Annotated in this window: 11 protein-coding genes; 3 read left to right on the top strand and 8 right to left on the bottom strand. The window is 64.0% G+C overall.

Annotated features, from left to right (window positions below):
- Positions 1-45: 45 nt before the first annotated feature.
- The 3 genes from ACUJ47_RS05045 to ACUJ47_RS05035 all read left to right on the top strand — a co-directional run bounded on the left by ACUJ47_RS05045 (position 46) and on the right by ACUJ47_RS05035 (position 3,768).
- Entirely contained in the window at positions 46-2,205 is a 2,160-nt protein-coding gene (locus ACUJ47_RS05045; protein WP_445537344.1) for a prolyl oligopeptidase family serine peptidase, read from the top strand.
- A 115-nt stretch (positions 2,206-2,320) separates the two neighbouring features.
- Positions 2,321-2,884, top strand: coding sequence for a hypothetical protein (locus tag ACUJ47_RS05040; RefSeq protein ID WP_445537343.1), 564 nt, complete (start codon positions 2,321-2,323; stop codon positions 2,882-2,884).
- Between the two features lie 122 nt (positions 2,885-3,006).
- Positions 3,007-3,768, top strand: a complete 762-nt coding sequence (locus ACUJ47_RS05035) for a hypothetical protein (RefSeq protein ID WP_445537342.1) — start codon at positions 3,007-3,009, stop codon at positions 3,766-3,768.
- 9 nt (positions 3,769-3,777) lie between these two features.
- On the opposite strand, the gene ACUJ47_RS05030 is transcribed toward ACUJ47_RS05035, so the two are convergent.
- From ACUJ47_RS05030 to mdh, 8 genes are all read right to left on the bottom strand, one after another.
- Complete coding sequence (locus tag ACUJ47_RS05030) at positions 3,778-4,410, bottom strand: trimeric intracellular cation channel family protein (protein ID WP_445537341.1); 633 nt, start codon at positions 4,408-4,410, stop codon at positions 3,778-3,780.
- Complete coding sequence (locus ACUJ47_RS05025; protein WP_445537340.1) at positions 4,407-5,096, bottom strand: PepSY domain-containing protein; 690 nt, start codon at positions 5,094-5,096, stop codon at positions 4,407-4,409. The genes ACUJ47_RS05030 and ACUJ47_RS05025 overlap by 4 nt, the downstream gene beginning before the upstream one ends.
- Before the next feature lie 17 nt (positions 5,097-5,113).
- On the bottom strand, positions 5,114-6,460 hold the full coding sequence (locus ACUJ47_RS05020) for an amidase family protein (protein WP_445537339.1): 1,347 nt from the start codon (positions 6,458-6,460) through the stop codon (positions 5,114-5,116).
- 62 nt (positions 6,461-6,522) lie between these two features.
- Positions 6,523-7,941, bottom strand: coding sequence for a dihydrolipoyl dehydrogenase (gene lpdA, locus ACUJ47_RS05015; RefSeq protein ID WP_445537338.1), 1,419 nt, complete (start codon positions 7,939-7,941; stop codon positions 6,523-6,525).
- A gap of 114 nt (positions 7,942-8,055) precedes the next feature.
- Entirely contained in the window at positions 8,056-9,279 is a 1,224-nt protein-coding gene (gene odhB / locus ACUJ47_RS05010; protein WP_445537337.1) for a 2-oxoglutarate dehydrogenase complex dihydrolipoyllysine-residue succinyltransferase, read from the bottom strand.
- A gap of 12 nt (positions 9,280-9,291) precedes the next feature.
- Positions 9,292-12,129, bottom strand: a complete 2,838-nt coding sequence (locus tag ACUJ47_RS05005; protein ID WP_445537336.1) for a 2-oxoglutarate dehydrogenase E1 component — start codon at positions 12,127-12,129, stop codon at positions 9,292-9,294.
- Between the two features lie 27 nt (positions 12,130-12,156).
- Positions 12,157-13,047, bottom strand: coding sequence for a succinate--CoA ligase subunit alpha (gene sucD, locus ACUJ47_RS05000; protein WP_445537335.1), 891 nt, complete (start codon positions 13,045-13,047; stop codon positions 12,157-12,159).
- Between the two features lie 35 nt (positions 13,048-13,082).
- On the bottom strand, positions 13,083-14,045 hold the full coding sequence (gene mdh, locus ACUJ47_RS04995) for a malate dehydrogenase (protein ID WP_445537334.1): 963 nt from the start codon (positions 14,043-14,045) through the stop codon (positions 13,083-13,085).
- Positions 14,046-14,251: the final 206 nt, after the last annotated feature.

Raw genomic sequence — 14,251 nt, 5'->3', positions numbered from 1 at the left:
AAGGCTAGTGTCCTCGCCCAAGACCCTGTTGGAGACAATTTCCCGATGATCCGCATGTTGACGCTGGCCGCGAGTGCCAGCCTGCTCGCCGCGCCGCTTGCTGCACAGGCGCAATCGCTGGCTGGCTATCCCGAAACCCGCGCCGAGCCGCTGGTGGAAGAGATCTTCGGTGAGCAGGTGGCGGACCCCTATCGCTGGCTGGAAAACGATGTGCGCATCGATTCCGAAGTTGCCGACTGGGTGGAGCGTCAGAATGCGGTGAGCGCCGGATTTCTCGCTTCGCTTGAAGGGCGCGACTGGTTTGCTGCGAAAATCGCGGGACTGACCGATTTCGAACGTTTCGGCATTCCGCAGAAGGCGGGCCGGAACTATTTCTACACGCGCAATTCGGGCCTGCTCAACCAGTCGCAACTCTATGTGCAGGAGGGGCTGGAGGGCGAAAGGCGACTGCTGATCGATCCGAACGCATGGGCCACAGACGGGGCGACCGCGCTGGCCGGGTGGGAACCTTCGCCCGATGGATCGCTGCTTGCCTATAGCGTGCAGGACGGCGGTACCGACTGGCGCATCATACGCGTGATCGACGTAGCGACCGGGCAGCCGCTCGGTGACGAAATCCGCTGGGCCAAATTCACCGGAATCGCCTGGGTCGGCAGCGAGGGTTTCCTCTATTCGCGCTTCCCCGAGCCGGAGGAAGGGCAGGACTTCCAGGCGCTCAATTACAACCAGGCCGTCTATTACCACCGCATCGGTACCTCGCAGTCGGAGGACCGGCTGATCTTCTCGACCCCGGACCACCCCGAGCGCGGTCATGCCGTGCGCACCACGCATGACGGGCGCTGGGCGGTCATCACCAGTTCGACCGGCACGGATGACCGGTATGAAGTGCATGTGATCGACCTTGCCAGGAACGGCGAACACCGCTGGTATGCATTGCCGCTCGTGAAAGGTTTCGAGCATAGCTGGCGGCTGATCGCCTCATTGGATGGCAAGCTCTATTTCACCACCAATAGCGACGCTCCCAAATACCGCATCGTGTCGATCGACCTCGATAGCAAGCAGGCCGACTGGCAGTTGGTCGTGCCCGAACGCGAGGAACCGATTTCGGGCGCATCGATCGTGGGCGAGCGATTGGTGGTCGAATATCTCAAGGACGCTGCCAGCCAGGCGTCGCTTTATGACCTCGAAGGCAGGCCGGTGGGCCAGATTGCGCTCGCAGGGCTGGGCGCGGCGGGAGGATTTGGCGGAAAGCCCGGCGATCCGGAAACCTTCTACAGCTTCACCAGCTTCAACCGGCCCGCCTCGATCTACCGGCTAAATTTGGAAAGCGGCGAGACCAGCATCTTCGCTACGCCCGAACTCACCTTCGATCCGGAACGCTATGCTATCGAGCAGCGCTTCTATGCCTCGAAGGACGGGACGCAGATCCCGATCTTCATCGTGCGCAGCAAAGAACTGGCGAAGCGCGGGAAGGCGGCACCCACGCTGCTCTATGGCTATGGCGGGTTCGACATTTCGCAGACCCCCGGCTTCTCGGCCACGCGCATGGCCTGGCTCGAAGCGGGCGGGGTGTTCGCGCTGGCCAATATCCGCGGCGGCGGCGAATACGGCAAGGAATGGCACGATGCCGGGCGCCGGGCGAACAAGCAGAACGTGTTCGACGATTTCATTGCCGCGGGCGAGTTCCTGAAGGCGGAAGGTTACACCACGCCGGATGGGCTTGCGATCGAAGGCCGCTCGAACGGCGGGTTGCTGGTCGGCGCAGTGACCAACCAGCGCCCCGACCTGATCAATGCGGCGCATGCCGCCGTGGGCGTGATGGACATGCTGCGGTTCGATCGGTTCACCGCCGGGCGCTATTGGGTCGACGACTATGGCTATCCCAACCGCGAAGAGGATTTCCGCGTGTTGCGCGCCTATTCGCCCTATCACAACGTGCGGGACGGAGTGGACTATCCGGCGGTGCTGGTCACGACTGCAGACACGGATGACCGTGTCGTGCCCGGGCACAGCTTTAAATATACCGCCGCGCTGCAAGCGACCGAGCTGGGCGACAAGCCGCGTATCATCCGGGTGGAAACGCGTGCCGGGCATGGATCAGGCAAGCCGACCGACAAGATGATTGCCGAGGGTGCGGACGTGCTGGCCTTCCTGGCGCATTTCACCGGACTTGAGGTGCCGGATAGCGATGTTCAGGAAAAATAGGATTTAGCTGAACAATTGCTGTCACAGCGATTCAGCAAGTTAACAGCGCGAATCGCCTAGCTCTCTCCTCACAGCCGCGGCAATCCCGCCACGGCCCAGATGAGGAGAGCCTCAAATGAGCAAGACCAGGAACTTTGCGAAGGGTGGGATCGCAACCGCAGCGGTGGGTGCTATGGCACTGGCCGGAGCAACCCCCGCCTATGCCGGCGACCGCAACCGCGACAGGATCGACGCCGGTGACGTGATCGCCGGGGCGCTGATCATCGGCGGCATCGCTGCGATCGCAGGCGCCGCGAGCAAGGAACGCTACAACAACGGATATCGCTATAGCGAGAACCGCTATGGCCATGGCAACTCGCGCGCAGCGGTTGAACGCTGTGTGACCGCCGTCGAACGCGATGCGCGCCGCGCGGGTTATCGCTTCGCCGAAGTGACCGAGATTCGCGATGTCGACCGTGAACGGCGCGGGTGGGAAGTCACTGGCCGACTGATTGTCGACGGGAAGCGCCCTTGGGGCATGCGCGGAGCCGACCGCTACAGCGTCGGCTATAATGACCGCTACAATGATCGCAGCGGCTACAACCGCGGTCGCGATTTCCATCGCGGCAGCTTCAAGTGCGAGATCAATCGCGGCCGGGTGGTCGATATCGATTATCGCGGGATCCGCGGGCTCAACTGAGCAGGATCGAACGCACTCCACAGCCACCAATGGGCGGTTCAGGCTTCGCTAAGCCTGGGCCGCCTAGCTGCAGCAAGAGTATCGGAGCGGTGGTGGACGCTCGCCATAGCAGGAGGGACCCGATGGGCCAGATTAACCGCTTCGCCGCGTTGAGCGGCCTGATTGCCGCTCTTTCGATGGCAACAACCCCTGCCGCCGCTGCCGACATGCCGGGCGCCCCGCATTCGGCCAATTCCGCCATTCCCATGCACGGCGTGTTCGATGCGGATACGCTCAAGGCGCAGCGGCACCGCTATTGGCGCCATCGCGACCGGATCGACGCAGGCGATGTGCTCGCAGGCGTGCTGATCATCGGTGGGATTGCGGCGATCGCCAATGCCGCCTCGAAGTCGGAGCGCGACCGCAACTATCGCGACGAGCGCTATCGCGACTATCGCAATGACCGCCAGGACTATCGCGATCGGCGCGACACCCGCCGCTCTACCGGCGGGCGCGGCATCGATGGCGCGGTCGACATGTGCGTCGCCGAGATTGAGCGCGATGTGAGGATCGACAGCGTGGATAGCGTCGACCGCAGCGGCGATGGCTGGCGCGTGACCGGCACGATCTTCAATGGCGACCGCTTTACTTGCCAGATTGGCGCGGACGGGCGTATCGACACAGTCGATTATGGTGGCGGCTTCGCCGCTGCGGAGCCCGCACAGGGCAACCAGCATAGCGATGACCGCTATCGCGCTGCCTGGGCCAATGTAGATCGTGGCGCCCAACCGGCGAGTGGCGAACGCGCCGAGCAGCTTCCCGCCTATCCGGGCGGGCCGATCGACGGTGACCTGCAGGACGGCGCGGATGACCGCTATGACATAGCGGATTCACCCGGCAACTGAGCCGTTCGGTCAGCTGTCGGCGGATTCGTGATAGCTGGGCAGGGCGATCTGCCAGCGGATTGCTGCGCTGCGTACCGCAAAGCCTGACAGGAAGGCCACGCCCCATACCAGCGGGTTTGCGATCCCCAGCGTCATGCCGCCCGCAGTGAGCGCGGCGGAGACCGCGGCGGCTGTCACGTAAAGCTCAGGCCGCATGATGATCGAGGGGCGCCCCGCGACGACGTCGCGGATGATCCCGCCGACGCAGCCGGTGATTACGCCCATCAGCGCGGCGGGCACCGGCGGCACGCCGTATGACAGCGCCTTGGCGCTGCCGAGCACGGCGTAGGCGGTGAGGCCTGCGCCATCGGCATAATCGAGCAGTTTGCCTTCCCACCAACGAGTTGGCGTGAACCAGGCGATCAGTGCGGTGGCAAGGCAGATCGCCGCCACCCACGGGTCGCTCATCCAGAAAACTGGCGCCCCGATCAGCAGGTCGCGCACGGTGCCGCCGCCCACGCCGGTCACCAGCGCGAAGAAGGCCATCGTCACGAAAGTCTGGCGCAATTTGGCTGCCAGCAGCGCGCCAGTCAGCGCGAAGATGGCCAGGCCGAGTATATCGAGCCCGTCGAGCAGCGGAGTCAGGACTTCGGCGCCGTTCATGCAGTTACGCGCGCCTTGCGCCGCCGGAACATCAGCACGCAGCCGAGCAGTGCGCCGATCACGCCCAGTATGGCGAACAGGATCAGGATCGGATGGCTCGTGTCCTCGCGAGTCTGCAGGTCCATGATGTGGAGGCCCCACATGAAGTCGAAGGCGCGCCACCAGCGCGTGCGCACCGCTTCGATCTGGCCCGTATCGCGGCCGACATAGACATGCGTGCCGCCCTCAAGCGCTACCTGCCACACCGGCATTTCGCGGCGGAAATCGAACGGCACTTGGGATGCTTCGAACGCCGTGACGCTGAGCACCTTGTCGCCGCCATCAATCCGCTCTGCCACGATCCGCCGCGCGTCGCTGGCGGTAAGCGCGGGCAGGGCGCCACCGCTGAGCATGTCGACCCGGCGAACGCTGCCGTCCATGCCGGTGAGGATGGCGATCGCGCGCCCGTCCTGCATCACTGCGCGCATTTCGCGGATCGGGAATTCCGGGCTTGCCAGCGAGCTGCCGGGCAGGACCAGCGCCTCAGCCGGTTGCACCAGGACCAAGTGATTGCCGCGCACTTCCTCGATCGGGCGAGCCGCCATGAACAGGCCGGTCACCATCCACATCAGGATCGGGAAACCGACCAGCCAGCCGAGCCAGATATGCCATTTGGCAAAGCGCTGCATTAGCAGTGGGCGCGCCATTGAATTTCCTTTGAAGCCTAGCCGTTGACGATGGCGTCGATGCCGCGTGCCGCCGCGATGCAATCGAGGTCGCGCCAGCGCGGCCCGATCACCTGCATGCCGCAGGGCAATTCGCTGCCCCCCACCATGCTGCTGCCGATGGGAAGGACGGTGGAGGGCAGATTGGGGAATGTCGCCAGTCCGGCCCATGCCAGTCCGCCAGCGGCGGGTTCGTCATGTCCGTCGATCGAAAGCGTTCCCCGGAACACCGCCTCGTCGCGATGCGGCACCGCCAGGACAGGAGCAGGGGGCGCGAGCACGAAGTCATAGGCTTCGAAAACCTGCTCCCACGCCAGCTCGTTTTGCACCTGCTTGTCGAGCAGGTCGAACCAGTCGGTCGCCGAGGCGCGCTTGCCATCGGGCGAGGGCATGCCGCGCGCCATCGCGACGTTGAGCATACGTAGGTAATCATCCTGCTGCATGGCGAGATCGGGAACGAGGTCGCTCTTATGCTCGACCCGCACACCGGCTGCTTCAAGCGCCGCAAGCGCTGCTTCGGTGGGGCCGCGAACGCTGCTGTCGATCGGGCTCGAAGGATGGTCGAGCAGCGCCAGGATGCGGCAATCCTTCAGCGGCTTCTTGCTTTCGTGCAGCGGGAATTGCGCCGTCAGCCGCAGCAGAATTTCGATGTCGTCGGCATTGCGCGCAAGCGGCCCTGCGATCGACAGCGCTCCATCATGCGCATCCTTGCCCGCCATCAGCGGGTGATCGTGGCCGTGCTTGCTGACGAGGCCCCAGCTGGTCTTGTGGCCCCATACGCCACAGAAATGCGCGGGAACGCGCACCGATCCGCCGATATCGGTGCCATATTCGCAAGGCACCATGCCGCTGGCAACGGCAGCTGCCGAACCGCCGGACGATCCGCCCGGTGAACGGCCATGGTCGTGCGGGTTGTTGGTGCGGCCATAGACCGCGTTGAAGCTCTGCCAGTCGGCCAAATCGATCGGGACGTTGGTCTTGCCGAGGAAGACGATGCCCGCAGCCTTCAGGCGGCTGACGACCTTCGCGTCGCGCTGCGCGATATTGTCGCGATGCGGCGGGTGGCCCCAGCAAGTGGGCAGCCCCGCTATGTCGAAACTTTCCTTGATCGTCATCGGCACGCCGAACAGCGGCTGGTCCGCCCCCGGCTTCTGCTTGTCCATCGACTTTGCGGTCGCAATCGCGCGCTCGAAATCGCACACGACCACCGCGTTCACATGCACGTCGAGATGCTCGATCCGGGCGATGGCGTCTTCCACCGCTTCGTGCGGGCTCATCTCGCCGGCGCGTATTGCGGCGGCGGTCGCCATCGCGCCGGGTTCGTCAGTCAGTTTCGGATAGGCCAAGGCAAGTCCCCCTCGGCTGCCGATCTTAGGCAGCCAAGCGGGCGCAATCAAACGCGAATTCGCTAGATGTGGATCGGCTTCCCTTGCACTGCCATCGCCGCTTCCTTGATCGCTTCGGAATGCGTCGGGTGGGCGTGGCAGGTATAGGCGATATCCTCGCTGGTGGCGCCGAATTCCATCGCCTGCGCCGCCTGTGCGATCATCGTGCCCGCGACCGAAGCGATGCACCACACGCCCAGCACGCGATCCGTTTCGGCATCGGCGATGACCTTCACGAAGCCTTCGGGCTCGTGATTGGTCTTGGCGCGGCTGTTGGCCATCATCGGGAACTTGCCGACTTTCACGGCGCCGCGCTCTTTAGCCTGTTCTTCGGTCAGGCCCACGCCTGCAAATTCGGGCCAGGTGTAGACAACGCCGGGGATCACATCGTGGTTCACGATGCCGGTCTGGCCGGCGATGTTTTCGGCGACCGCGATGCCTTCATCCTCGGCCTTGTGCGCCAGCATCGGGCCGGGGATCACGTCGCCGATCGCCCACACAGCCCCATTTTCATCGGCCACTTTGGTGCGGAAATCGTGATTGGTTTCGATCTGGCCGCGCTGGTTGAGTTCGAGCCCGATTTTGTCGAGGCCGAGCCCTTCGGTGTTGGGACGGCGCCCGATCGAAACGAGCACGCAGTCGGCCTCAAGCGTCTCGCTTTCGCCGCCCGCGGCTGGTTCGAGCGTGAGCGTGGCCTTCTTGCCCTTGACGGTGCAGCCGGTGACCTTGGTCGAAAGCCTGAGCGTCATGCCCTGCTTCTTGAAGATCTTCGCGGCTTCCTTGCGGATATCCATGTCCATGCCGGGGAGCAGCTGGTCGAGAAATTCGACCACGGTCACTTCGGCGCCAAGGCGCCGCCATACGCTGCCGAGCTCGAGCCCGATCACGCCGCCGCCGATCACGACCATCTTCTTGGGCACCTTGGGCAGCTCGAGCGCGCCGGTGCTGTCGACCACGATATGCTTGTCGTTGTCGATCTCGACGCCGGGCAGGGGAGTGACCGAGGAGCCGGTGGCAATGACCACATCCTTCGCGGTGTAATCCTTGCCCTCGACTGTGACAGTGTGCGCGTCCTTGAAGCTGCCATAGCCCTTCAGCCAATCGACCTTGTTCTTCTTGAACAGGAACTCGATGCCGCCGGTCAGCCCCTTCACCGCATCGGCCTTGTCCGCCAGCAGCGCGCCGACGTCGAGTTCAACCTTGCCCAGCTTCACGCCGTAACGGGCGAGAGTGCCGTTCGCAGCCTCCTCATACTTCTCGGAACCGTGCAGCATCGCCTTGGAGGGGATGCAGCCGACGTTGAGGCAGGTTCCGCCCAAAGTTGCGCGACCTTCCGCGCAGGCGACCTTCAGGCCCAGCTGCGCCGCGCGGATCGCCGCGACATAGCCGCCGGGGCCGGCACCGATGACAAGGACGTCGTAGTCGTATGAATGGTCAGCCATTCCAATCTCCGTTCGCCCTGAGCCTGTCGAAGGGCCGTACTTCCGTTTTTCCGTCGGTCCTGATGAAGGACAGGGCTTCGACAGGCTCAGCCCGAACGGAAGAAAATGTGGTTTCTACAAATCGATCAGCATCCGCGTCGGGTCTTCGATCGCTTCCTTGATGATCTTGAGCGCAGTCACAGCCTCGCGCCCGTCGATCAGGCGGTGGTCATAGGAAAGCGCGATATACATCATCGGGCGGATCACGATCTCGCCGTTCACCACCACCGGGCGTTCATCGATGCGGTGGAGGCCCAGCACCGCGCTCTGCGGCGGGTTGATGATCGGGGTCGACATCAGCGAACCGAACACGCCGCCGTTCGAGATGGTGAAGGTGCCGCCGCTCATGTCTTCCATGGTCAGCGTGCCTTCCTTGGCGCGCTGGCCGAAGTCAGCGATGTCCTTCTCGATCCGGGCGAAGCTCTTCTTGTCGGCATCGCGAACCACCGGCACCACGAGGCCGTTCGGGGCGGAAACCGCGACCGAAATGTCGACATAGTCGTGATAGACGATCTCATCGCCTTCGATATAGGCGTTGACCGAAGGGACATCCTTCAGCGCGAGGCAGGCCGCCTTGGCGAAGAAGCCCATGAAGCCCAGCCGCACGTCGTGCTTCTTGGCGAACAGGTCCTTGTACTTGTTGCGCGCTTCGATCACCGCCGACATGTCGACATCGTTGAAGGTGGTGAGCAGCGCCGCATTTTCCTGCGCGCCCTTGAGCCGCTTGGCGATGGTCTGGCGCATGCGCGTCATCTTCACGCGCTCGGTATTGCGACCCGGAGCTGCAGCAGCAGCGACCGGAGCGGGCGAGGGTGCGGAAGCCTGCGCCGCAGCGGGAGCGGCTTCCTTGGCCTTGGCCGCGGCCAGCACGTCTTCCTTGGTCAGGCGCCCGTCCTTGCCGGTGCCCTTGATCGTGGTCGGATCGACACCGTGTTCCAGCACGGCGCGGCGGACAGCAGGCGACATCGTCACCGTGTCGCCGCTCGCGGCGGCTTCTTCCTTCGCTGCGGCGGGGGTGGGCGCAGCTTCCTTGGCCGCCGCGGGCTTTGCGGCAGCGCCGCTGCCTGCCTCGATCAGCGCGATGACTGCGCCGACTTCGACCGTGTCGCCAACCGCGACCTTGTGCTCACCCATCACGCCGGCGACCGGCGAAGGCACGTCGATTGCGACCTTGTCGGTCTCGAGGCTGGCGATCGGTTCGTCTGCCGCAACCGCGTCGCCGGGCTGCTTGAGCCATTCGCCAACGGTGGCTTCGGTGACCGATTCACCCAGGACGGGAACTTTGACTTCAGTGGCCATGTGCTTGTTTCCTCAGGCCTTCTTCTTGGAAGATTTGGTTGAATTGGCTTTGCCGTCCAGCCCCAGCGCGGCAGCCACAAGGGCTTCCTGCTGTTCCTGGTGGCGCTTGGCGAGGCCGGTGGCCGGCGAAGCCGAGGCATCGCGCCCGGCATAGCGCGGCCGCATACCGTCATGCCCGGCGTCGCTCAACGCCTGCTCGATCTGGCTTTCGACGAAGAACCATGCGCCATTGTTGCGCGGTTCTTCCTGGCACCAGATCACCTCTTCGAGGCCGGTCATGCGCTTGAGGCGCGCGGCAAGCGGCTCGCCGGGGAAGGGATAGAGCTGCTCGATCCGGACGATCGAGACGTCTTCGAGGCCCTCCTCGTCGCGCTTTTCCATCAGCTCGTAGCTGACCTTGCCGCTGCACAGCACCAGGCGGCGGACCTTCTTGTCGTCGATCGACTTGAGGTCCGACTTGATCCGCATGAAGTGCTGTTCACCCATGAACTCGCTGGTGCTGCTCTTCGCCTTGGGATGGCGCAGCAGGCTCTTGGGAGTCATGATGACCAGCGGCTTGCGGAAGGGGCGCAGCATCTGTCGGCGCAACACGTGGAAGTAATTGGCCGGGGTGGTGATGTTGCAGACCTGGATATTGTCGTTCGCACACAGCTGCAGGAAACGCTCGAGCCGGGCAGAGCTGTGCTCCGGACCCTGGCCCTCGTATCCATGCGGCAGCAGCAGCACGAGCCCGTTGGCGCGCAGCCATTTGGCTTCGCCGCTGGCGATGAACTGGTCGATCATAATCTGCGCGCCATTGGCGAAGTCGCCGAATTGCGCTTCCCACAGCACCAGCGTCTTGGGATCGGCCATCGCGAAGCCGTATTCGAAACCGAGTACGCCATATTCGCTGAGCGGGCTGTCATAGACTTCGAACTTGCCATGCGGCAGTTGGCACAGCGGGATGTATTTGGCCTCGGTCTTCTGGTCGACCCACACCGCGTGACGCTGGCTGAAGGTGCCGCGGCCCGAATCCTGGCCGGACAGGCGCACGCCGAAGCCTTCGGTCACGAGGCTGCCGAAGGCGAGCGCTTCGGCGGTGGCCCAGTCGAAGCCTTCGCCGTCCTTGAACATTTCGGCGCGGCCATCGATCACGCGGCGCAAGGTCTTGTGCGCTTCGAGATCGTCGGGGATCGTCGTGATGGTGCGGCCGATGCTGTCGAACAGCTTCTTTTCGATCGCGGTCTCGACATTGCGGCGCGCGCCTTCGGGATCAGCCGGCTTGTTTAGGCCCGCCCAGCGCCCGCCGAACCAGTCGGCATGGTTGGGCTGATAGCTCTTGGCGGCTTCGAATTCCTCATCGAGCAGCGCGACGAATTCCTCGCGCAGCTTTGGGGCATAGCCCTTTTCGATCACGCCTTCCTCGATCAGCCGGTCGGCATAGATCGAGCTGACCTTGGGATGCTGGCGGATCGCGTCATACATCAGCGGCTGCGTGAATTTCGGCTCGTCGCCTTCATTGTGGCCGAAGCGGCGATAGCACCACATGTCGATCACGACGTCGCGCTTGAAGGTCTGGCGATAGTCGATCGCCAGCTTGCAGGCGAAAGTCACCGCTTCCGGATCGTCGCCATTGACGTGCAGGATCGGCGCCTGGACGCCCTTGGCGACGTCGGATGGATAGGGCGACCCGCGCGAGAATTTGGGCGCGGTGGTGAAGCCGATCTGGTTGTTGATGATGAAGTGCAGGCAGCCGCCGGTGTTGTAACCGGGCACGCCCGACATGCCGAGGCATTCCCACACTACGCCCTGGCCGGCAAAGGCCGCATCGCCATGGATCAGCACCGGCAGCACCTGCTCGTGCTGCTTCAGGTCGTCGCGGATCGCCTGCTGCGCGCGCGCCTTGCCCAGAACCACCGGATCCACCGCTTCGAGGTGGGAAGGGTTGGGCACAAGCGACATGTGCACTTCGATGCCGTCGAACTCGCGATCGGTGCTGGTGCCGAGGTGGTACTTCACATCGCCCGAGCCGCCGACTTCGTCGGGGTTGGCGCTGCCGCCCGAGAATTCGTGGAAGATCACCTTGTAAGGCTTGCCCATCACGTTCGCGAGCACGTTGAGGCGCCCGCGGTGCGCCATGCCGTAGATGATCTCGCGCACGCCGTTGGCGCCGCCATATTTGATCACCGCTTCAAGCGCGGGGATCATCGATTCGCCACCGTCGAGCCCGAAGCGCTTGGTGCCGACATATTTCTTGCCGAGGAATTCCTCATATTGCTCGCCGCGAACCACGGCGGCGAGGATCGCCCGCTTGCCTTCCTCGGTGAACTGGATCGTTTCGCCGGGGCTTTCGAACTTGTCCTGCAGGAAGCGCCGCTCTTCGGTGTCGGCGATATGCATGTATTCGAGGCCGACCTTGCCGCAATAGGTACGGCGCAGCGCGTCATATAGGTCGCGCACCTTCACCCATTCGAAGCCGAACACTCCGCCGACATAGACTTCGCGGTCTTCCTGGCCGGCAAAACCGTGCCATGCGAGCGAGAGGTCTTCGGGCATGTTGTGCGCATGCAGGCCCAGCGGGTCGAGATCGGCCGCCATGTGCCCGCGCACACGATAGAGCCGCACCAGCAGCATGGCGCGGATCGAATCCGCCGCCGCCTGCTCGATCGCCTTGGGATCGGCAGGTTTGCCGGCCTTTGCCGCCGCATCCTTCACCGCCGCCTTGAGCTGGGTGGGGTCGAGCGCGGCAGTCAGGTCCGCGCCCGCATCCGAGACGGCGTCCAGCCAGCGCGGATTGCCCCAGCTGGGGCCGGGCTGCGGGCCGTCCTGGCCCGGCAGTTCGGGAAGAAAATCGTGGTGTTCGTTGCCCATATCAGGCCTCCGGGGAGGAGAAAGTGTTTACGCCAGTTCCTTCAGCAGCGCGTCGAGCGTGGTGCCGAGCTCGCTGGGGGAGGGGCTGACACGGATGCCTGCCGCTTCCATCGCCGCGATCTTGTCTTCGGCGCCGCCCTGGCCGCCCGACACGATCGCACCGGCATGGCCCATGCGGCGGCCGGGAGGGGCGGTGCGGCCCGCGATGAAGCCGACCATCGGCTTCTTGCGGCCCTTTTTCGCCTGCTCCTTGATGAATTCGGCGGCTTCTTCCTCGGCGCTGCCGCCGATTTCGCCGATCATGATGATCGACTTGGTCTCGTCATCGCTCAGGAACATGTCGAGCACGTCGATGAAGTTGGTGCCGTTGACCGGGTCGCCGCCGATGCCGACTGCGGTGGTCTGGCCCAGGCCGACCATGGTCGTCTGATGTACGGCTTCATAGGTCAGCGTGCCCGAACGCGAAACGACGCCGACGCTGCCCTTCTTGAAGATCGAGCCCGGCATGATGCCGATCTTGCATTCGCCGGGGGTCAGCACGCCGGGGCAGTTGGGGCCGATCAGGCGCGACTTCGAGCCCGACAGCGCACGCTTCACGCGCACCATGTCCAGCACCGGGATGCCTTCGGTGATGCAGACGATCAGTTCGACTTCGGCGTCGATCGCTTCGAGGATCGAATCCGCGGCGAATGGAGGCGGCACATAGATGCACGAAGCGGTTGCGCCGGTGGCGAGCTTGGCTTCGGCCACCGTATCATAGACCGGCAGGCCGATGTGCTCGGTGCCGCCCTTGCCGGGGGTCACGCCCGCAACCATCTGCGTGCCATAGGCCAGCGCCTGCTGCGTGTGGAAGGTGCCGGTGTCGCCGGTCATGCCCTGAGTGATGACCTTGGTGTTCTTGTTTACGAGGATGGACATTCAGTCTCTCCTGAGAAGATTGGATAGAATGACGATCAAGCCAGCGACGGCTCAATGCCCTTGCACGCTTCGAGCAGTTCCTTGACCGCGTCGACGCTGACCTGGAAGTTCGCCTTGGCCTCGCCTTCGAGTGCGATTTCGATCACTTCCTCGGCGCCGCCAGCGCCGATCACCACCGGCACGCCGACATAGAGGTCGTCCACGCCATACTGGCCGGTGAGGTGCACTGCGCAGGGAAGGATGCGCTTCTGGTCACCCAGATAGGCTTCCGCCATGGCGATCGCGCTGGTGGCCGGGGCATAATAAGCCGAGCCGGTCTTGAGCAGGGCGACGATCTCGCCGCCGCCGCTGCGGGTGCGCTGCACGATCGCGTCGATCTTTTCCTTGGTCGAGCGGCCCATCTTGACGAGATCGTCGACCGGGATGCCCGATACGGTGGTGTAGGCGGTGACGGGGACCATGGTGTCGCCGTGGCCGCCGAGCACGAAAGCGTTCACGTCCTTCACGCTCACGCCGAATTCCCACGCGAGGAAGGTCGCGAAGCGCGCGCTGTCGAGCACGCCCGCCATGCCCACCACCTTGTTGTGCGGCAGGCCGCTGAATTCGCGCAGCGCCCAGACCATCGCGTCGAGCGGGTTGGTGATGCAGATCACGAAAGCATCGGGAGCGTGAGTGGCGATGCCCTGGCCCACGGCCTTCATCACGCCAAGGTTGATGCCGAGCAAATCGTCGCGGCTCATGCCGGGCTTGCGGGCGATACCGGCGGTGACGATGATCACGTCTGCCCCGGCGATGTCGGCAATGTCGTTGGTGCCCTTGATGTTGGCGTCGAAGCCTTCGATCGGCCCGCACTGGCTGATGTCCAGCGCCTTGCCCTGCGGCATGCCTTCGGCGATGTCGTAAAGGACGATATCGCCCATTTCGTGCTTGGCAGCGAGGTGGGCAAGCGTGCCGCCGATCATGCCGGCGCCGATGAGCGCAATCTTCTTGCGGGCCATTGGGGGAAGGGTCCTTTCGTCAAACTCGGGACGCTGGCACAGTGTGGGCCGCAAGTGGCGCGTTCCCCTGCGTCCGTGAGGGAGTACGCCTGGCTATTTGCAGGCGGCCTAGGCCTCGCGGCAGGCGAATGCAACTGTGAAATGTCCTATTTGCAAGGGAATTTTCGCAAACAATTCGCAATAGCAATAAGGGCTGTTGGAATCAG

This window comes from Altererythrobacter sp. Z27 (assembly GCF_052683155.1).
Note: the sequence above shows the minus strand (reverse complement) of the source record. Positions and strands in the feature narration are given on the sequence as shown.